Origin of the sequence: Lottiidibacillus patelloidae (assembly GCF_002262935.1) — a bacterium.
Lineage (GTDB): Bacteria > Bacillota > Bacilli > Bacillales > SA5d-4 > Lottiidibacillus > Lottiidibacillus patelloidae.
Window position 1 is genome coordinate 131,120 of the sequence record NZ_NPIA01000002.1, and the last position, 19,630, is coordinate 150,749.

Genomic DNA, 19,630 nt, shown 5'->3' on the forward strand with positions numbered 1-19,630 from the left:
GACAGAGAATACCGCTATTCCATGTATTCTCTGTCCTTTTGACCTGAAAGTTTTCCTCCATAGTACTGCATAAAAGTAGTAGGAGTTTCCTCTTTGGTGGTTAAAGTAGTAGTTCTAGTACTTCAACGCTCTCCAGAGTTGCGTCCAATAAGAGTCTTTTTGCCTGAGAGATTCACAAGAATAATCTTTGTTTGCTCCTTCGGCGCTACATTTGTAGTCTCTCCCCTTATTTTCATTCGCCTTTTCATTCAATTGTATAAAATAAAACTTATAATCTCTTCAAATATTCTCATACTAATAGTAACATTTTCAAAATTAATCCTATCATTTTTTGTAATGTTATGGCAATATACATTTTTCTAAGAAAGGAACATTGTGATGGTCGACATTTCGTTTGATTCATCTTGGGAAGAAAATCTTTTATCAAAAATTGAACAAGATGGCCCGTGGACTTCATGGGAATTGTATAATCTCGCACTCGAAACAGAGGAGCAAACAAGCATTTCTGATTTTTATGGTTTACTAGCACCAGAATATTTAGCAAACTTTCAACCACTTCCACACCAACTTGAAGTAGCAAAAACCGTTTGTGAAAAAATGAACGGAAAAGCAATCTTAGCTGATGAAGTTGGTTTAGGAAAAACAATTGAAGCTGGATTAATCTTAAAAGAATATATGATTCGTGGATTAGCCAAGAAAATACTAATTTTAGTACCTGCTTCTTTAGTTATGCAATGGTGTAGTGAATTAAATGATAAATTTCACATTCCGGCAATTCCTCAAAAGAAGTCTTACGTTTGGGAGCAATGTGATGTAGTAGTCTCTTCAATTGATACAGCAAAACGGAATCCACACCGTGACATTATTTTGCAACAAGATTATGACTTTATCATTATTGATGAGGCTCATAAGTTAAAAAATAAAAAAACGAAAAACTATGAATTTATCCAACAATTAAAAAAGAAGTTTTGTTTATTGTTAACTGCAACACCTGTACAAAATAAAATGGAAGAGATTTTCAACTTAGTTTCTTTATTAAAGCCAGGACATTTAGGTAATGAAGAGAAGTTTGAAGAACTATTTGCAAATAAACAAAGTTCAGAAGATAGTGATTCACAGTTAAGGCAGTTAATAAATAAAGTGATGGTTCGGAATAGACGAGAAGATACTGGTATTGAATGGACGAAACGAGTTGTTAAAACTGTCCCTATTGAATTTAATAATGAGGAAAGACTATTATATGATGCTATTTCAAAATACCGGAGAAATCAAGAAAATTTCGGCGGATCATTTTCAACGATTACACTGCAGCGCGAAGTTTGTAGTAGTAGAGAAGCTGCTTATTTAACATTAAAAAATATGTTAGAGAAGCGAGAGCTAAATGAAGCTGCACAAGGAGAAATACTCGAACTTATCAAGATGATTGAAAATGTTAGTCGCAATTCAAAAGCTGAAAAAGCATTGGAACTTATTCAGAACATTAATGATAAAGTCATTATCTTTACTGAATACCGTGCAACTCAATATTACTTACAATGGTACTTAAAGCAACACGGGATATCGTCCGTTCCTTTTCGTGGTGGCTTTAAAAGAAGTAAAAAGGATTGGATGAGACAATTATTTAAAGACCATGCGCAAGTTCTAATAGCAACGGAAGCTGGCGGTGAAGGTATCAACTTACAATTTTGCCATCATGTCATTAACTATGACTTACCTTGGAATCCGATGCGCTTAGAACAACGAATTGGTAGAATCCATCGTCTTGGACAAGAAAAGGATGTACACATTTATAATTTTGCAACAAAAGATACTGTTGAAGAACACGTTTTAAAACTTCTTTATGAAAAGATTAATATGTTTGAGCGTGTAATCGGAAATCTCGATGAAATACTTACAAAAATCAAAATCGGAAATATTGAAATGCATATTAAAGAGATTTTTGATACATCAGATAGCTCTGGCGAAATAAAAATTAAAATGGATAATCTAACTTCTATTTTACATGAGGATACTAATCAACTGACTGAGGAGATGCCTTATGCAGCAGGAAAAAATTTATAATTATTTAGAACGTTTTTTCACAAGTACGGATTGTGCCATCGTCGATAAAAATGACAGTTATATGACAGTACAGCTTTCTATTGAAATGGATAAAATGTTAATGAATCGTCCTTTTTATTGGCATTACCTTGAAAAAACGGGTGGTAATCCGAATCCAATGAAATTGACATTAGTAACTGACAACAAAAACGCTCCTGAAGGAATAAATGGTGAGTTTATTCACTTTGGTTCACCAAGACTTCATCAAATATTTAAAGCAGCAAAAGAAATGGGTGGCTATATCCGTTTATACGAGAATATTAAAGGGGAACTAAAAACCCCTTTACACCCTTGGATTGAAGTAAACGCAAAAATCTCCTATATTTGTGATCGCAGGAAGGACAATATTATTTCGCTAGGATTAAATTTAATTAACGGAAGCATTGTCGAAGAATTCCATCATAAAATTACTGATTTATCATTAACCCCAAAAATTCCTGATTTCTGTTTTACACTAGCACCTTTAATTAAGCATCAAAGCGGTTTAAATCGGTTGAAAAAGGTTATTACAGAGATGATTGAAAATGATGACTTAAGCTGGGTAGAAAGTGCCAAAGAACGTTGGAATGAAGATCAACAATTATTAAATCATTTTTATGAAGATGTGGAAGAAAAACCGGAAACGTTTTATAACGAGAAATCTGCTATTAAAGAGCAATATGAACCGCGGATCAATGTTGAAGTAATTAACGGTGGGTTGTTTTATTTATCTCCAAATGCAATAAAATAAGTCCATGCAACTAGGCATGGACTTTATTTTTTCTTGAACATGAGCGAAAGTGCAAGTGGGATCATCCCAAACCAATGATATTTTAAAGATGGTTTATTTTCTTTTTTCGCTTTTTTCTCTGCTTTTCTTTGTACTTTTGGTTGATCTATATAACTCACAATTTGTTGTGTAACGAACTTCACGTAATCATTTGTTGACATAAACATCCACCACCATTTTTGTATGCTTTGTACTTAGCATTCTCAAATAACGGCGATCTTAGTCAACAATTTTAATATTTCTTCTGATACTTGAATTTCAGACTTGTCCTTAGTGTCCAGCGTAATGCTCCCATCTTTGTAATATGGTAATCGAGAATGATATAACTTTTCAACATCTTGAGCAGTTTTAGAATAGGATATAGGTCTATTTTGATCCTCTTTAATTCGTTTATATAATTTTTCAAAAGATGAATGATGTAGATATATTATAGTCCCGTTTTTCTTCATAAATTCACGATTTGCTTGCTTTTCGACTATTCCTCCACCTGTAGCAATAACAATATTGTTTTTTTGAGTTCGGAAAAGCTCTTCGGTTTCTAGTTTCCGAAATCCATTTTCTCCAATAGTAGAAAAAAGGGTCGGGATTGAGGTATTGGTTGTTCGTTCTATTTGTTGGTCAAGGTCTATAAAAGGAATGTTTAATTTATGACTTATCAACTGACCAACAGTAGTTTTTCCTACTCCCATAAATCCCGTAAGATACAATGCTTTCACTTACATTTGCCTCCTGCCATTCAATAACAGTCTTTTGTATATTATCATAATGAAACGTTGCATTTCTTACCGTCCCACTTACAATGGCTACCGACATTGTGACAACATACATGCTTTCATTTTCAAAAGAAATATTGTAATTTACCTGACCATCTTCATAAGTAAACGTTCCTGAAAACGACTGTGACGGTCTTGTATTTATTTCAGAAATAATATCAACAATCCCTCTTTGCATCAACGTTTCAAGTACAATCATCTTTTCCATTTCATTTAAAAAAAGTTGTTCACTTTTTAATAATTGTAGTTGGTAAGAGCAGTACACGGTGAATATTAATACTATTGCTAAAGCAAACGGAGTAATAAAACCATGTTCATTTCTCATGTCTAACTCTCCCTGTACGGAGTTAGAGAAATTCGTTTCTGATACTTACTGCCGTTTAATCCAGTCACTTGAATTTCAACACCATTAGATACAATTCGAAAAGTCATACTTTTAACATTTGTAAGCATGACATCATGTCCTTTGTTATTCACTCTTCTTCTTATATAATTTCCATATCTTTCTATTGTAACTACACTTCCATCATCTTTCGTTAGCAAGAGTCTTCCCCACTGATTAGTCAAGCTCCTTGTTTGCCTTAATTCTAACCCAACTTGCTCAAAAAACAAATGTACTTCCATTGGTTTTAGCCAATTTCCAGTTAAATGTTTAGGTATATGCATTCCATTAATGATAATCGGTAACAATGATATTAATACTAAAAAGCAGGAGAATGAGATTAACATTTCTAAAAGGGTAAACCCTTTAGTTTGCTTCAAAACCATATAAACAAAGCTCCTTAAACCGTTTCTCTGTAATTGCCCAATTAATACAAACTTTTATTTTATGATTATTTTTTTGCCTCGTTATTCGTAATTCTTTTTTATTTGGTGTAAAAATGACTGCAGAATCATTAAACGAGTTACTATCCTCATATATATTTTCTTGTAGGTCGTTGTGTAATGTTGTGACAACATACATACTTTCTGAAACATGTTTTCTTTCTTTAATTAATGCATTTATGCTGGGGAGGGCAAACGTAAAGAATAAAGATAAAATGCTTAACCCTAACAAAGCGTCTAACATTGAAAACCCTTTACAATTGTTCGGCATAGAACCTTCCTTTACCTAGAAAAAAGACAATGCGAAATCTTTTCCTATTAGTATGAATAAACAACGTACCAGACTTTGTAATATTACCAGACGGGTAATAGATAAAATAATTTCCGAGCGTTCCATAATCTAATTCTAAATTCTTGGAAAATCTCCGACTAAAAAAAGGCTCATAAACGTTATCTATATACGCAAAGTATTTGTGTCCTTCTTTATTAAACTGTACATGAACGGAAGATTGATTTGTAATGGCGTATTGCTGAAGATATTGTAGGTCATTTGATAATTGCTCCAGGAAGTATTCCGATTCCTTTACATCTTGTATAGGAGTCAACTCAATGAGCACAAAACTTGCCATCGCTCCGATCATCGCTAAAACGAGAAGTAATTCAAAGAAAGATACTCCCTTAGAATTATGAGCCTGCTGCAATATTTTCAATGACTATCTCACCTTGACTATCAATTACTATTTTCTGTTGCTCTCCTGGGCATAACAACTCTTGATCAGTTGCTTCAATTTCACTAATATAACCTGCAAGGTCACCAATAATCGTTGGTTTAGCTCCCGTTTCTACTGCAAATGTTTCTGCTTGCCCTTCCACTAAGCTTTTCATCGCTTCACAACTTTTCCCATTAACTACACTATTATTTTTATCAATGCTAGGCATTGCAATAAGTAACAAGGTCGTCATAATCATTAATACAATTAACATCTCAACTAACGTAAAGCCTTTTTCTTTCTTTAACATACATATCCCTTCCTTTATTTTATATTGCTTGTACCATTTGGAATACAGGTAAGATAACGGTTACAAATAGTGAACAGATAACAAAACCAATAATTAAAAAAGCTAGAGGTTGTAACAAACTAATTCCTTTATTCATTGCTTTTTGCAAGTCCTCTTGTAACAAATTGCTATATTGCAACAAATCCTCAGGAAGCTTACTATTTGCTTGTCCGTGACTTATAACTTTTGCCAGTTCTTTCTCAAAAAAATTGCTAGAAATAATGGCATCCTCAATTTTTTCACCGTTTTTTAACCGTTTATTTATTCTTTCGGTTTCATTCGCGATGAATAAAACGTATTGTTGCTTTGAAAAAATCGAAAAACAATCTTTTAAAGAAATCCCACTCGCTAACAGACAACTTAAATGGAGACTGAAAAATTGCGTAGTAAATCGTCTTAAGTACTTACTTATAATTGGAAATTTAAAAAAGATCTCCAGTTTCATTCTTTGTTTATTTACTTTGAAAACCATGTAAACAATTAAGATTACAATGAAACAGCTAACAAACAAGTAAGGTAAGGTCTTAATACCAACGAGCATAAGTTGTAAATTTTTTGGAGCTTCATAGTTAAGCGATTGAAACAAATGTTGAAATTGCGGTAACAGTTGCTTTGTTACTATCATTAATACTATTAATAGAAAAGTTAGTAAAAATAATGGGTATTTTAGCTGTCGTTTTACAGCATTCGTATTCTTCGTTTTTTCAGTTAACATTCTTCCACTTTCTATTAAGCTAAAAGCCATATTCCCATGTTTTTCCGAGAAATATAGTAAGGCCAAGATCATGTTTGGAAAGTGGAAATATTTTAAGACAATATAAAGTGGTTCTCCTTGTTTTAAGAGCACAAGCATTTCATTCGTACATTTTCTTATTTTTTCATTCTCTAAAATCCCATATAGCTCAATGGCTTCATATAACGAATAGCCCTTTTGTAACATCGTACCTATTCTATCCAAGAATATTGCCATTTCCTCTGTTTTCATTAGCCTTCTCCAATTATTTGGTAGTAGTTTTCTTCAGGAATATATCCTAATGCAATTCCTTTGCACAACTCATGTTTTAATTTTTTATATTTACTTTTATTTGTTTTCATTAAATTATTAGTTAATGCTTCCCCAGCCAATATTTCCACGATTCCAGAACGTCGTAACTTTCGATGGACCTTACACAATGGATGACAGTTTTCTTCACAAAATGGACAATGTAGTTTTACTAAACGCTGCGCAATTATTCCAATGAGTGATTGCTGTAAGTCAAAGTTACTAATACCAAATTCAGCAAACCTTTTAATACAGCTAGCTGTATCATTTGCATGCATCGTAGTGAATACGAGTTGCCCTGACATACTCGCACGAATTGCTGCTTTAGCTGTTTTTGCATCCCTAATCTCACCAACCATAATAATGTCAGGGTTGTGGCGCAATAACGCTTTTATAATACTTTCATAAGTTATACCTGCCTTTTCATTAATTTCAACTTGTGTAAAGCAGTCACTTTCTGTTTCAACCGGATCTTCGATTGTTACAATATGTTTTTGTTCCATTTCATAAAGATCTTGAAGCATTGAATAGAGAAGCGTTGTTTTCCCACTCCCTGTTGGCCCACAAAGAATAATTAACCCATGTGGATTATTTATTAGTTTTGTCAACCTCAAATAGCTATTTTCAAATAAGACTAATTCCCTTATTTCCCTCGGAATAATTTTGGGGTGAAACCGAATGACTAAACTTTCTTCTCCACGTGTCGGAAGGGTTGATAATCTTAAGAAGTAAGCTCCACTATTCAACTTAATTTGCATTGAACCTGCTTGTGGGAGTCGTTTTTCGCCAATATCCATCCGAGCAAGAAACTTTAAATGTGCAATCATCTTTTCTGCTTTCTTCTTCGGAAGAGGATTATCCATAAAAAGGTCACCATCAACACGAAATTTGATTGCATAATGATCGCGTTTAGGAATGATGTGTAAATCAGAAGCACTCAGGTATATTGCTTTGTTAACCAGTAGCTCTACTGATTCCTCAACATAAGACAATGAATCACCTCGCTTTCAAACAGTGTATATATCTATACCCACACTTTTAAAAAAATTAATCATTTATTGCATAGAAATTTTATAAAGGCTTATAATAATAACTGTTATTGGGCTATAGCCAAGCGGTAAGGCAACGGACTTTGACTCCGTCATGCGTAGGTTCGAATCCTGCTAGCCCAGCCATTTTTACAAATTAGACATAATTTTGACACCTCTAATCGTTTACATATTAGTAATTGGGATTTATAATAGTATTGTTATAAACGAGTAAGGGAGGGACTTACATATGGATCGTATGTTTCGTGTATTAGGTTTTTGGACTGGTGTTATCGCTGTAATGGCATACGTAGGAAATATGGAAGGTTTTGCAGTATTATTCTTCGCACAAACTGTAACTTTCGTATCACTAGGATATTTAAACTTGTCTGAGCGCGTTTACATCTACATTTTTGGAGCTTATTTAACCTTGTTTATGGTTGGATTTACGTATTATACAATCTTTGTAATGCCTGTTGGTGGAGGATCTCACTAAAACAAAAAGACGATCGAGCAAAAACATTTTGCTTGATCGTCTTTTTAGTTATTTTAATAACTATTTGCATTTTTGACAAAACTCCACTTTTCTTCCTGGTTCATCTTTTTCGATTGGACAAGAACTCGAAATGAAGATGAAATCCCTCCGGCAGTAATAAATTGTCTAATTGCTCTATTTTGTCTACTTATAGGAGAAAATGGATCCGTGTTTGCATTATTTTGCAAGTAAGTTAGTATGCCAGCAGCTAGTAAAAATTGATCTTGCGGTAAAAACAATACATTTTTCAAGCCTTGATTTTGTCCAACTTCTTTTAAGGCATCGAAGTGAATGTGTGTTGTTAAGTCCATTTCTCCTGGCGTTGTTAAAGGATTATCAATTAGCGTATGGTTTGAAAATCCTCTTAAACTTCCATTTCGATGCTGTCTTTGTCCCCACTCTGCATTCGTATAGCCATAATCAATTGTAAATATTGTTCCTTTGTCCAGCCAATCACAAAGATCTGCCATATAAGAAGTCATCGCTAAAGGAATTTCTAACCTTTGTCCATTGTTGAGCTTACCGTAATATATTTTGAGCCATTTAAGAATCTTGTCGTCTGTACAAACTTCTTTTGTCTCCATTAACTTCCCTTCTTCATTTAGCGAAACAAAGATTTCTTCTAATAGATCACCTTGCTCGACTACATGCACAGGAAAGGCATCAAAAAGTTCATTAGAAAAAATGATTCCGTTCATGTTTGGTTTACTTACTTTGGCTTCTTCGAGTGAAGCAAATTGCATGACCTTTTCCATTGGTAGTATTTTCTGCTGCTCTTTACGATGATAGGGGCTACTTTCAATGATGATATACGTTAGTTCATGAAAAAGTGCTTCATTTGTATGTTTTATTTCTTCTAAAACAGTAGCCGCGAACTTTCCAGTACCTGCACCAATTTCACAAATTACTTTAGAAATGCTTTCCTTCTCAAAAACTTCAATAAACGCTTTGGCAATGACTTTTGCAAAAATGCCATGAACGTTAGTACTCGTATAAAAATCCCCTGATTTTCCGATTTTCTGCTTTTCTTTCATATAGTAGCCTGCTTCGTTATCGTACAATGCAGTTTGAATGAATGTTGCATAGCTAATGCACTGTTTAGGATCTTTTTGTATTAAAGATTTTATTTTTTGTTCCATCACTTCCATAGTTTAAAAACCATTTAAGAATGGATTACTATCCATTTCTCTTGCAATTGTTGTAAGATTTCCGTGACCAGAAGCTACTTTTGTTTCTTCAGGTAAAGGTAACAGTTTATTATGGATGGAATGTAACAACTGTTGATGATTGCCTCCAAACAAATCCGTTCTACCGATACTACCTAAAAATAATGCATCACCTGAAAATACAATTGATGCTTCTTCAAAGTAAAATGATATGCTACCTGGTGAATGACCTGGTGTCTCTAGTACTTCGAATGTAAAGCTTCCAATCGTCATTTTTTTCTCGCCAGCTATTATTTTGTCAGCTTTATTTACAAAAAGGTCTGGAATCATAGGGTATTTCGCTGAACCATTCATTTCAGGATTATTGAGCCAATGTTCCTCCTCTTTATGAACGTAAACTGGGATGGAATATTTCTTGCGAATATCATCCACTGCCCCGATGTGATCAAAATGTGTGTGTGTTAAAAGGATTGCTATCGGTTGAATTGTATTACTTTCTATCCATTGGCTTAGCTTATTAGCATCACCACCTGGATCAATAATTAATGCTTCATTTTTATTTCCTTCATTCCAGACGATATAACAATTTGTTTCAATTGGACCTAAAGGCATTCTTTCCCATTTAATCATGATAAAATCCTCCATTGCGATTGATTACTTTCTATTTTACACTTTATATAAGATGAAAATAAAGATAAAGGGTCGTGAGTTTCGTGGAAAAAAGGTACGGTGGCGTTTTACCAGAAGAAAGTGAATCTCAAATTAGTAATATTTTTGACCGTGATGATGAGTTACTAATTTTTAAAAGGTTCACCGATATGGAAAGTATCGAAAGTGAAATGGAAGAAACATATACTCTAATTCAATTACAAGCACCCATTTTGAAGAGTACATTTAGTGACTATGGATTTGTTTCACCTAAAGCAAATCATTATTTATATGATGACATGGTGCGAGGGTTTACCATTAGAAGCGAACATAAAGATAATATAAAAATGGCTCTTTTTCAGATTGAAGAACACTTAATTGCTGTCGAAAATGCTTATGACCAACCTATTTATTTTGTTGATAAAAAATTATCTACACTTATTGAAAAATATAAGTTGGCTTACGAAGTTGAAATTATCTTTATTACGTAAAGTACTACTCGACAAATGTTTCAAAAAGATTTAAAATGGATACGTATTGAACAACCTCGAAGTTACATAATTAAGGATAACTTCAAACAAAAACGGACAAAATAAAAAAAATTTCCGAACGTAAAAGGGAGGTATTGCATCGTGCCTTTTATTATTATTAGTGCATTAATTACAATCGTATGTTTAATTGCTGTTTTCCGCGAACTAAAAAGAAAGAACTTTTTAGCAGTTGGATTTGCTGGATTATCATTTATTGTTTTCGGTTGGTTCACAGTAATGACGATTATTAGTTTAGTTACTCATAGTGGCCCAGGTGTTCCTGGCCCTCACTAAAAACGAAAAAAGTCCATCAATGAGTCAATCATTGATGGATTTTTTTATGAACACTTTCCATTTTACTTTCCAAAGTAGCTCTTTTATCACGACGATCATCTATTCGAATATTCGTTGCCACGCGATCAATCCCTTTTAGAAAGGGAAGTTCATGCATCGCTCTTACTACTGAAAATAAATCATCTAACTCTCCTTCAATTAATGTGTTCATCGGAGTTAACTGATATGTTATCTTATACTTTTCCTTGTTTTCTTCTAAAAAGTTTTGCATATTTGCGACATAATCACTAACGCTAGCCCCTTTAGTTCCTATCGGAATAATTGTAACATCGACAATGGCCATATATAGTCCTCCTTAACGAGTAAGTTCTTTTCTGTAAGCCCCATGATTTGTTGGTCCTATACCTTTTCCAATAGCAAGCCCTTCTGAAATCGCAGAAGTAATGAATGATTTAGCAGTTGAAACTGCCTCAGAAACAGAGTTTCCTTTTGCAAGTTCGGCAGTAATTGCTGCAGCAAACGTACACCCTGTACCATGGGTATGTTTTGTATTTATTCTGTTATTAGTATAGTATGAGTAAGTTTTTCCATCAAATAATATGTCAATAGATTGCTCGTGATTTAGATGACCACCTTTTACAACGACGTTTTTAGCACCTAACTTATATAGTTCTAATGCCGCTTCTTCCATTGCCTCAGTAGAATTAATGTCGCTCCAACCAAGTATTGCACACGCTTCAGGAAGGTTTGGTGTAATTACTGTAGCTTGTGGGAGCAAATGTTTCTTTAAAGCTTCAATTGCCTCGTCTTGTAACAATTTTGCCCCACCTTTTGCGATCATAACCGGGTCAACAACAATATTTTCTACTTTATAATCTTTTAATAATCGAGATACTAATTCAATAATTTCTTTTGAAAAAAGCATACCAGTTTTAACAGAGTCTGCCCCAATATCACTTAGAACAACATCTATTTGTTTCTCTATAGCTTCTAATGTTTGGGGATAAACACCATGTACTCCTAAGGTATTTTGAGCTGTTATTGCTGTTATTGCACTCATACCAAAAACATCTCTTTCTTGAAATGTTTTTATATCAGCTTGAATTCCTGCTCCGCCACCACTATCGGATCCTGCAATAGTTAATGCCTTTGCTTTCATTTCTGAATCACTCCTTTTTAATATGTAAACCTATCAGGTGCAAAAGCTTCTAGAGGAACAACAGATTTTTTTCCTTCAACTAAATCTGCTACAATGTTAGCAGTTATCGGGCTAAGTAAAATCCCATTTCTATAATGACCACAAGCAAAAATAAAATTTTCCGAGTTAGGATGGTGGCCAATAAAAGGAAAACCATCTTGTGTTGCAGGTCTTAATCCTGCCCATTTGGAAAATGGTGCCTTGCTTCTTAACATCGGTAATACCTGAGAGTTCCAATTTTTCAAACGTTCAATTCCTTTAATTGTAGGAGCTGTATTAAACCCCGCTATATCTTCAGAAGCACCACAAACTAGCGTATTGTTTGCTTTTGAGACGAGGTAGCCTTGACTCGTATAGACAATGTGATTTAAGTGTTTGTCTAATTGATCATACGCACAAATTTGCCCTCTTATCGGAAAAACTGGGATTGCTAGATTCAGATATTTTTCCCATTCATTTGACCATGCACCTGAACAAAGAACAATGATGTCGCCACTATATCGATTACCATGTTCATCTTTTACAGTGCACCTTTCCAGCTCATTTTCTAGCATTACTTTTCCACAGTTCTCGTGAATAGTAACCCCGATGTTTTCACATGCCTTCTCCAAGGCGATTAAGTAATCTGGTGCATAAAGATGACTTTCTTCTGGATAATATAAACCTGCAACTGCATCTTGGGAAAGAGACGGTTCCAATGTTCGAATTTGTTTAGCTGTTAGTTTTTCTGCTTTCACTTGAAATTTTTTCTGCCAATTCATGCGCATTTCTATTTTTAACATGTCAGCTTCATGAAAATAGGCATGTACGGTACCACTTGTTGTATATTCGAATGAATGATTTGATTCTGTCATTACAAGATCTTTCCATTTAGAAAAAAGACGTAAACTTGATAGACAAAGTGTAAAAAAATCATCAGGGTCTTCTTCAATTTCAGAGAAAGGTGCTAGTAATCCGGCCGCAGCACCAGAGGCTTGCCCACCACATTTTCCTTTTTCTAAGAGAATCACTTCATGCCCACGCATTTGACATTCAAGTGCAGTAGAAAGTCCGATTACTCCTGCACCGATAACAATAATTTTCTTACTCATCACCCACACACTCTCTATTCATTTAACGTTAAACTTTCCAATCCACTACTTGCAGTCGCATACCTTTTTTTGGCAATTCTTCCAGCCATATAAGATAACCGACCTGCTTCTATTGCAAGTTTCATTGCCTCTGCCATTTTTACTGGGTCTTTTGCTTTGGCAACGGCTGTATTTAACAAAACTCCATCAACTCCGAGTTGCATTGCTTCTACAACGTCTCTTGCACTACCTAGCCCTGCATCGACTATAATTGGGACATTGGCCTCTTCAACAATTAAGGAAATGTTATATGGGTTTAAGATTCCAAGTCCGGTTCCTATCGGTGATCCACCTGGCATGACAGCTGCAGCCCCGGCTTCTTCTAATCTTTTACATAGAACCGGATCGTCTGATGTATAAGGTAAAACGACAAACCCTTCATTTGCTAATTGCTCTGTTGTTTTTAATGTTTCAATAGGGTCTGGGAGCAACGTCTTTTCTGATACACTTATTTCAACTTTAATCCAATTACTTAATCCTGAAGCCCGAGCTAATCTTGCAATACGAATTGCTTCTTCAGCATTTTTTGCACCAGATGTATTAGGTAAATAAGTAAACTGTTTCCCTTCAAAATGCTGTAAAATTGCGTCTTCATTTGGGGCATTTAAATTTACTCTTCTTAAGGCAAATGTAAGAACATCCGCACCCGAAGCTTCAATCGCTTTTTCTTGTATGTATGGATTCGGATATCTTCCTGTACCTAAAAATAATCTAGACTTTAATTCCGTTTCTCCGATTACTAGTCTATTTTTATTCATGATCATCCACCTCCGACAAAATGAACAATTTCAATATTTATATCCTCTTTAATTAGTTCTTCGTTCCAATTGCTACGGTCAATGATTTCGCCATCAATTTCAATAACAATTAAACCAGGGTTTAGCTGTAATTCTTCTAAAAGTTCCGAAATAGTAAGTGCTGTTACAACCTTCTTTTCTCCATTTATCGTGACATTCATTGGTTTACTCCTTTATATTTAGCAATTTTATCTATGAATTGCTCACACGTTTCTTTGACAGTTGTACTACCAACAATTTCACTTATTGCACAAATTCTTGTAGCTCCTGCTTGCAAAACTTCTTCCACATTATGAACTTTTATTCCACCAATCGCTACGAATGGAATCGATATCTCACTCGCAACTTGGCGGACATATCTTGTCGTTACAGGATCGACTACGTCTTTTTTACTTTTCGTCGGAAAAACTGGCCCTACTCCGATATAATCTGCACCATCTCTCTCTGCTTTTCGTGCTTCACTTATATGATGTGTGCTAATACCGATTATTTTATCGTTTCCTAGTATCTTTCTAGCTTCCAGTAAAGGTAAGTCACCTTGCCCAAGATGAACTCCATCGGCACCAACAGCGATTGCGATATCAATGTGGTCATTTACGATGAATGGCACGTTATATTTTTCTGTTAATACACGAAGTTTTTTTGCTTTTTCTAAGATTTCATTTTTGCTACTATTCTTATCACGTAACTGGATAATATCAACACCGCCTAAAATTGCTTCTTCCATCACTTCCACGAGGTCTCTTCCTTGATGAAATTCCTCTCCAGTAATGGCATATAACGAAAATTCCACTTTTTTCTCCCCCTTTTTCCATAAAAAAACCGCCCTCCATAAGCGGAAAGCGATTTTTACTAAATATGCCTATCTATTTTTCTATGAAAATAGCATAGCACAAGTCCGACTTCCCTACGCTGGTATGATCCAGATCAGGTTCATAGGGTAAAAGTCAGTGGACTTTTTCTCAACCTACCTACATAGGTACCCCTAGTCTTAAATATTCATCTACTAATAGTATGACAGTGTTTGAAAAATATGACAACCTTTACATATATAAACTAGCAGCTAAAATTCCTTTTGTATCTTCATAAATTTCATCAAATTGACTTAATGGCAATGGATTCACACCTTCACCTAATTCAATGGTAAAACCAGGCTTTCGCCAAACTTGGATAAACCAGTCCTTATATCCCGCATAACTATCGATCATTTGTACGGACTTATAGCCACTTACACGAGAAAATTCAGCTGCTAACTTTTTGGATTCAGGTGGCTCAAGTCCTTTATATCCCCAATAAAACTCTTTGCCCTGCGTGTGTAATGCTACTACTCTGTCAAAGTTACTATGCGCCGTTACATTAGCCATCACAAGTGCTTCAGGTTCAGATAACGGAAAATAACCAGGAAAGTCTCTAGGTGCTGGTACTTGTGGTTTTCGTGGTACTTCTAAATGCCAATCGGCTGGAAATTGATTATTTAAATCGACACCACGAATATTTGCTTTCCAATCTTTATATGAGTTTTTCCCTTTATTTAATTGTTGTACATAAGAGGAAAAAGGCCCTGCAGCTTGCGCTCCAAATAACACTAAATTAACACCATCGGGATTCACCATTGGAGTTATCGAAAGCTGCGTTTCTTTAAAGAGCGATAAAGCACTTCTTCCACTTATTTCTTCATTATTAGCTAAAGCTAGTGCATATTCATTTAAAAAATAGATTAGAACATTAGTTGTAATCCATTCATTCGCATGAAAGGAGGCATTAATATGAACTCTTTTTCTACCAGTTCCTACAATTACTTCGGGTATATCTTTACCTAGGACAGATTTACCTAAGTTTCTCGTAAATAAAAATGGATATAAATACGTTAATTGCATCAAATAATGCATTAGTTTCTCATAAGAGATAGGTTCATCTGGATCAACAATAAGTTTTTTTATTTTGCGGGGAATAATGATTATTTGTCCTGGATAAAGGTATTTGCTTGAAAAGATTCGATTTACTATACAAAGTGCATTAATATTTATTCTATACTTAGCTGCGATGGAATGTAGCGTGTCATTATGCTTTGTCTGATAATAAGCTGGCATATAACCTGGAATTTTAATTTTATTTGCTTGAGGAAACCACATGTTAATGTTCCCGTTAGAAGCTGCTATAATTTCTTCAGGGACTTCAAATATTTTACTATAATATTCAAAATCTGAGCCACTATACGCACTTACAAACATTCTCTTTCAACTCCTTCCACTACTTACATATATGCAATGGAAAAGGAAAGATATTCTTATTATAAAAACCCACAAATAGTATTTTGGTAATACAAAAGGAAAAATAGCAGATTCCTTTCATTTTACTCGTGATAACTGCATTGTATTATTTGAGAGTTAGATTGATAAGTTTTATTTTTTAATAAAAAAAAACTTTGGCATATGCCAAAGCTTTTTATTTATTGTTGATATTTAAAATTTTCCGGTTTATTTAAAAAACGTAACAAGTCACCATAAATAATTTGATCGGAATATTGTAAGTGTTGTCTAGATTTTTCCCTATAAGGCTCACAGTTACTAATATCTGTTATTTCACCTGTTGCTTTGTCATAACAGTTGCTATCTGTAAACAAGTAATCTTCCATAATGTAGCTGCCATCTCGGAGTACTGCATACGATTCGCGATTTTCTGCCAATAAATCTGTACCAAACATAATGTCGTTCGTCGTCTCAATACCTAACAAATGAAGTATTGTCGGCTTAACATCGATTTGTCCACCTACTGAGTCAATAACTCTTGTGTCTTTATGACCAGGAATGTGAACAATAAAAGGTACTCGTTGTAATTGAACTGTTTCAAATGGTGTAATTTCTCTATCTAACCATTTTGCCATCGCGTCATTATGGTTTTCTGAAATCCCATAATGATCACCATAAAGGATAAATATAGAGTTTTCATATAATCCGTCTGCTTTTAAACGGTCGAAAAATATTTTTATTGATTCATCCATATAGCGTACAGTTGGGAAGAAACGGTCGACTGTTCCATCTCCAGAATCATAACGATCTACATAACTTTCCTCTTTACTTAATTTAAACGGATGATGATTTGTTAAAGTAATAAATTTAGCATAAAATGGTTGCGGAATATCTTTCATAATGTCTGCTGACTGGTTAAAGAAGTCGATATCTTTTAATCCCCACCCTACAGAATTTTCTTCTGTAATATCATAATACCTTTGAGAGAAGTATTGATCGTATCCCAATGTAAGGTACATAATATCACGATTCCAGAAACTTTTGTTGTTCGCATGGAATGATGCTGAATAGTAACCCTCATCCTTTAATATTTCAGGTGTCGCTTTATATTCGTTTTGAGAATGTGTGAAATATACCGCACCACTAGGTAATCCAAATAAAGAGTTATCTACAATAAATTCGGCATCAGATGTCTTCCCTTGTGATGTTTGATGATAGAAATTAGGGAAATAGTAACTATCTTTAATTAAATCATTTAAAAATGGCGTTATTTCTTTTCCATTAATCTTTTCGTTAATAACAAAACTTTGCGTTGATTCAAGAGAAATTAGTACTACGTTTTTTCCTTTTGCTATTCCGAATAAATCGTCATTTGGACGAACTTGGTTAGCTTTTACATAGTTTTCAATATCTACGATTTCACTGCTATCTGCAAATACGCGTTGTGCTTTTGATTTAGACTGTAAAACAATATCATATAAGTGATAATTGTATGTTCCAATATTTTTAACTAACATTTCTCGGTCAAATGTTCGTGTTAATAGCTGTGGACGTTCTGTTTCTGCCAGGCCAACATTTACTACAAATAAGATGATTGCAACAGCAAACATTGCCCATGAATCAGCAAACTTAGCACGTTTTAAAGTCACTTTTTTAGTTAAAATAAAATAACCGATAATTACTACATCTATAAAGAACAAAATATCATACACGTTAATTAACGATAAAATACTATCACCAAGATCTCCCATATTACTCGTTTGGAATAATACTGGAATAGTAATAAAGTCAGTAAAGAATCTATAATAAACAATATTTGCGTATAATAATATCGTACTTAATAAACTTATCAATAATAATACGTGAGCTCGTTTATTTTCACTAAAGAATAAACTAAATGCCAAAAATAGAATAATAGAACTTAGTGGATTCATTATTAATATAAACTCTTGTGTCCAAGATTCAGTTGGTAGATTAAATTGTGTTTTATATGCAAGATACATCTTAAGCCATAATAATACTGAGACAAGATAGAACAGGCCTAATCTAGAATGTATATTTTTCATTTCATTTCCTCCTAATTGTTGTAACACGTGTTGCAGAAAACTTATCTATTGTATTCTTCATAAGAATAACAAAAACAATCATACTTCTTTTCTCTTTTTCTATCAACTAATTTTTTATCGTTTTCCTTGTATTATAGTTACTCGTATCATTAGACGAGTTTATGTTCAAAAAGGTTTCATTTTTTTATTGGTAAATTTTAACACTATTTATGCGACCCATTTATAACAATATGTTGAAGGGTTTACAATAGAACTGCTTTAGTAGATATTTTACTATATTTTTTTATTTCATTGGGAACCCTTTGCTTTTTAAAAAGTCCTTTAAATATATTCGAGAAGGTACTGACATCTTGCGAATAATTTGCTTTGACCATGTATCTAAACGAGAATTTTTTGCTCTGCTATCATAATAGTTTCTTAGTTCATCATTATATTGTTCGATGGAAGTTCGCACCTTCTGAGTATCGTGTACATATTGCTCCTCATAGTACATTGCTGACATAGGTAATCGAGGTTTTTGTTCTGGAGTATGTGCAGGATAACCAACTACTAGTCCAAATAGAGGAAAAACATGCTCAGGCGTTTGTAACAACTTACTAACTTCATAAAGTTCATTTCGAAGTCCACCTATATAACATATCCCCAACCCTAAAGACTCCGCTGCAATAGCAGCATTTTGCGCAGCTAAAGCCGCATCAATTACTGCAACAGTATACATTTCCGTGGATTGTAATGTTTCTGAAAAATCCACCTGTTCTGTCTCTGCAATCACTTTATGACGATATAAATCAGCGCAAAAAATAAATAAATGACCATTTTTTGCAACATAGGGTTGATCTCCAGATAACTGAGCAAGCCTTTCCTTTTTATATTGATCAGTAATCCCAATAATTGCATATGCTTGTACGTTACTTGACGTTGATGCTGCCTGTGCACTCGTTACTATTGCTTCTATTTGCTCTTTATCCAAAAGCCTATTCTCAAATTTCCTAATTGACCGATGTTGCAATAATGTTTGAATCACATCATTCATATTATTCACCTTTATTTTTTCGACTTTTGATTATTAGTAAACTTTGTTTAAATTGCTCAATAGTTATTAGTTTAGAATTGTATAGTTCTCTTATTTCATCTTCCATTAATTGATAATCAAGTTCTTTATCACCTGTGTATATAATCGTTCCATAATTTTTCAATAGTTGTTGTACTTCAAAAAAAGTTTTCACAAAATCACCTTATGTTTAATTTTTTTCACTTAGATAGTATAACTAATTACTATGAAAAAGTATGTAGAAAATTGGCAGTTCAAAAAATAAATACTCCAAAAAAAGTTTCTAAATAAACTTTTTTTCTATAAGGAATTGGACAGACTACTTACTTTAACATAAAAATCCGAATCGTTCAGATTCAAACTGAATGAT

Annotated in this window: 26 protein-coding genes, 1 tRNA gene and 3 riboswitches; of the genes, 6 read left to right on the forward strand and 21 right to left on the reverse strand. The window is 33.9% G+C overall.

Going from position 1 to position 19,630, the window contains the following annotated elements; all coding sequences use genetic code 11:
- Window positions 1-28: 28 nt before the first annotated feature.
- A riboswitch (glycine riboswitch) is annotated at window positions 29-138 on the reverse strand.
- 3 nt (window positions 139-141) lie between these two features.
- Window positions 142-236: riboswitch (glycine riboswitch) on the reverse strand.
- Between the two features lie 139 nt (window positions 237-375).
- Entirely contained in the window at window positions 376-2,061 is a 1,686-nt protein-coding gene (locus CIB95_RS04600; RefSeq protein WP_094922538.1) for a DEAD/DEAH box helicase, read from the forward strand.
- Entirely contained in the window at window positions 2,039-2,830 is a 792-nt protein-coding gene (locus CIB95_RS04605; RefSeq protein WP_094922541.1) for a YqhG family protein, read from the forward strand. Before CIB95_RS04600 ends, CIB95_RS04605 begins: the two co-directional genes overlap by 23 nt.
- Before the next feature lie 23 nt (window positions 2,831-2,853).
- Here the strand turns inward: CIB95_RS04605 and CIB95_RS04610 are convergent, their stop codons facing one another.
- Genes CIB95_RS04610 through comGA form a run of 9 tightly spaced genes read right to left on the reverse strand, consistent with a single transcriptional unit; the run spans window position 2,854 to window position 7,560 of the window.
- Window positions 2,854-3,030, reverse strand: a complete 177-nt coding sequence (locus tag CIB95_RS04610) for a YqzE family protein (protein WP_094922544.1) — start codon at window positions 3,028-3,030, stop codon at window positions 2,854-2,856.
- A gap of 42 nt (window positions 3,031-3,072) precedes the next feature.
- Window positions 3,073-3,585: a shikimate kinase gene (locus CIB95_RS04615; protein WP_094922547.1), complete on the reverse strand. Its 513-nt coding sequence runs from the start codon at window positions 3,583-3,585 to the stop codon at window positions 3,073-3,075.
- The gene (gene comGG / locus CIB95_RS04620; protein WP_094922550.1) at window positions 3,515-3,967 is read right to left on the reverse strand and encodes a competence type IV pilus minor pilin ComGG; all 453 of its coding nucleotides are present in this window, start codon (window positions 3,965-3,967) and stop codon (window positions 3,515-3,517) included. The genes CIB95_RS04615 and comGG overlap by 71 nt, the downstream gene beginning before the upstream one ends.
- Window positions 3,968-3,969: 2 nt before the next feature.
- The gene (gene comGF, locus CIB95_RS04625; protein ID WP_094922552.1) at window positions 3,970-4,410 is read right to left on the reverse strand and encodes a competence type IV pilus minor pilin ComGF; all 441 of its coding nucleotides are present in this window, start codon (window positions 4,408-4,410) and stop codon (window positions 3,970-3,972) included.
- A complete protein-coding gene (locus CIB95_RS04630; RefSeq protein ID WP_094922554.1) occupies window positions 4,391-4,738 on the reverse strand; it encodes a hypothetical protein in 348 nt (115 codons plus the stop codon). Before CIB95_RS04630 ends, comGF begins: the two co-directional genes overlap by 20 nt.
- Window positions 4,722-5,177 (reverse strand): competence type IV pilus minor pilin ComGD, encoded by a 456-nt coding sequence (gene comGD, locus CIB95_RS04635; protein ID WP_094922556.1) that lies wholly within the window; start codon window positions 5,175-5,177, stop codon window positions 4,722-4,724. Before comGD ends, CIB95_RS04630 begins: the two co-directional genes overlap by 17 nt.
- Window positions 5,152-5,487: a competence type IV pilus major pilin ComGC gene (locus tag CIB95_RS04640; RefSeq protein ID WP_094922559.1), complete on the reverse strand. Its 336-nt coding sequence runs from the start codon at window positions 5,485-5,487 to the stop codon at window positions 5,152-5,154. The genes comGD and CIB95_RS04640 overlap by 26 nt, the downstream gene beginning before the upstream one ends.
- A 19-nt stretch (window positions 5,488-5,506) precedes the next feature.
- Complete coding sequence (gene comGB, locus CIB95_RS04645; RefSeq protein WP_094922562.1) at window positions 5,507-6,511, reverse strand: competence type IV pilus assembly protein ComGB; 1,005 nt, start codon at window positions 6,509-6,511, stop codon at window positions 5,507-5,509.
- Window positions 6,511-7,560, reverse strand: coding sequence for a competence type IV pilus ATPase ComGA (gene comGA, locus CIB95_RS04650; protein WP_094922564.1), 1,050 nt, complete (start codon window positions 7,558-7,560; stop codon window positions 6,511-6,513). The genes comGB and comGA overlap by 1 nt, the downstream gene beginning before the upstream one ends.
- 108 nt (window positions 7,561-7,668) lie before the next feature.
- Between comGA and CIB95_RS04655 the strand changes: the two genes are divergently transcribed.
- Together CIB95_RS04655 and CIB95_RS04660 are read left to right on the forward strand one after the other, a co-directional pair.
- A tRNA-Gln gene (locus CIB95_RS04655) sits at window positions 7,669-7,743 on the forward strand.
- Window positions 7,744-7,846: 103 nt separating this feature from the next.
- Window positions 7,847-8,092, forward strand: coding sequence for a DUF2626 domain-containing protein (locus CIB95_RS04660; RefSeq protein WP_094922567.1), 246 nt, complete (start codon window positions 7,847-7,849; stop codon window positions 8,090-8,092).
- 53 nt (window positions 8,093-8,145) lie between these two features.
- Here the strand turns inward: CIB95_RS04660 and CIB95_RS04665 are convergent, their stop codons facing one another.
- Entirely contained in the window at window positions 8,146-9,270 is a 1,125-nt protein-coding gene (locus CIB95_RS04665; protein ID WP_233143909.1) for a class I SAM-dependent methyltransferase, read from the reverse strand.
- A gap of 12 nt (window positions 9,271-9,282) precedes the next feature.
- Window positions 9,283-9,924 carry an MBL fold metallo-hydrolase gene (locus CIB95_RS04670; protein WP_094923417.1) on the reverse strand — a complete coding sequence of 214 codons (642 nt, stop codon included), beginning with the start codon at window positions 9,922-9,924 and terminating at the stop codon, window positions 9,283-9,285.
- An 86-nt stretch (window positions 9,925-10,010) separates the two neighbouring features.
- On the opposite strand from CIB95_RS04670, the gene CIB95_RS04675 reads away from it, so the two are divergent.
- Together CIB95_RS04675 and CIB95_RS04680 are read left to right on the forward strand one after the other, a co-directional pair.
- The gene (locus CIB95_RS04675) at window positions 10,011-10,436 is read left to right on the forward strand and encodes a hypothetical protein (protein ID WP_094922572.1); all 426 of its coding nucleotides are present in this window, start codon (window positions 10,011-10,013) and stop codon (window positions 10,434-10,436) included.
- Between the two features lie 141 nt (window positions 10,437-10,577).
- Window positions 10,578-10,769, forward strand: a complete 192-nt coding sequence (locus CIB95_RS04680; RefSeq protein WP_094922575.1) for a DUF2759 domain-containing protein — start codon at window positions 10,578-10,580, stop codon at window positions 10,767-10,769.
- Window positions 10,770-10,797: 28 nt separating this feature from the next.
- Here CIB95_RS04680 and CIB95_RS04685 read toward each other — a convergent pair whose 3' ends face one another.
- The 10 genes from CIB95_RS04685 to CIB95_RS04730 all read right to left on the reverse strand — a co-directional run bounded on the left by CIB95_RS04685 (window position 10,798) and on the right by CIB95_RS04730 (window position 19,435).
- Window positions 10,798-11,112: an MTH1187 family thiamine-binding protein gene (locus CIB95_RS04685; protein ID WP_094922577.1), complete on the reverse strand. Its 315-nt coding sequence runs from the start codon at window positions 11,110-11,112 to the stop codon at window positions 10,798-10,800.
- Between the two features lie 12 nt (window positions 11,113-11,124).
- Window positions 11,125-11,928 carry a bifunctional hydroxymethylpyrimidine kinase/phosphomethylpyrimidine kinase gene (gene thiD / locus CIB95_RS04690; protein ID WP_094922580.1) on the reverse strand — a complete coding sequence of 268 codons (804 nt, stop codon included), beginning with the start codon at window positions 11,926-11,928 and terminating at the stop codon, window positions 11,125-11,127.
- A gap of 17 nt (window positions 11,929-11,945) precedes the next feature.
- Window positions 11,946-13,058, reverse strand: a complete 1,113-nt coding sequence (gene thiO, locus CIB95_RS04695; protein ID WP_094922583.1) for a glycine oxidase ThiO — start codon at window positions 13,056-13,058, stop codon at window positions 11,946-11,948.
- 14 nt (window positions 13,059-13,072) lie between these two features.
- A complete protein-coding gene (locus CIB95_RS04700; RefSeq protein ID WP_094922586.1) occupies window positions 13,073-13,855 on the reverse strand; it encodes a thiazole synthase in 783 nt (260 codons plus the stop codon).
- Window positions 13,856-13,857: 2 nt separating this feature from the next.
- Window positions 13,858-14,055 carry a sulfur carrier protein ThiS gene (thiS, locus tag CIB95_RS04705; protein WP_094922588.1) on the reverse strand — a complete coding sequence of 66 codons (198 nt, stop codon included), beginning with the start codon at window positions 14,053-14,055 and terminating at the stop codon, window positions 13,858-13,860.
- On the reverse strand, window positions 14,052-14,687 hold the full coding sequence (thiE, locus tag CIB95_RS04710; protein WP_094922590.1) for a thiamine phosphate synthase: 636 nt from the start codon (window positions 14,685-14,687) through the stop codon (window positions 14,052-14,054). The genes thiS and thiE overlap by 4 nt, the downstream gene beginning before the upstream one ends.
- Window positions 14,688-14,781: 94 nt before the next feature.
- A riboswitch (TPP riboswitch) is annotated at window positions 14,782-14,891 on the reverse strand.
- A gap of 46 nt (window positions 14,892-14,937) precedes the next feature.
- Entirely contained in the window at window positions 14,938-16,125 is a 1,188-nt protein-coding gene (locus tag CIB95_RS04715; RefSeq protein ID WP_094922593.1) for a M14 family metallopeptidase, read from the reverse strand.
- A 218-nt stretch (window positions 16,126-16,343) separates the two neighbouring features.
- Complete coding sequence (locus tag CIB95_RS04720) at window positions 16,344-18,209, reverse strand: LTA synthase family protein (RefSeq protein ID WP_094922596.1); 1,866 nt, start codon at window positions 18,207-18,209, stop codon at window positions 16,344-16,346.
- A gap of 283 nt (window positions 18,210-18,492) precedes the next feature.
- Entirely contained in the window at window positions 18,493-19,242 is a 750-nt protein-coding gene (gene nfsA, locus CIB95_RS04725) for an oxygen-insensitive NADPH nitroreductase (protein ID WP_094922599.1), read from the reverse strand.
- 1 nt (window position 19,243) lies between these two features.
- Window positions 19,244-19,435, reverse strand: a complete 192-nt coding sequence (locus tag CIB95_RS04730; RefSeq protein WP_094922602.1) for a YqgQ family protein — start codon at window positions 19,433-19,435, stop codon at window positions 19,244-19,246.
- Window positions 19,436-19,630: the final 195 nt, after the last annotated feature.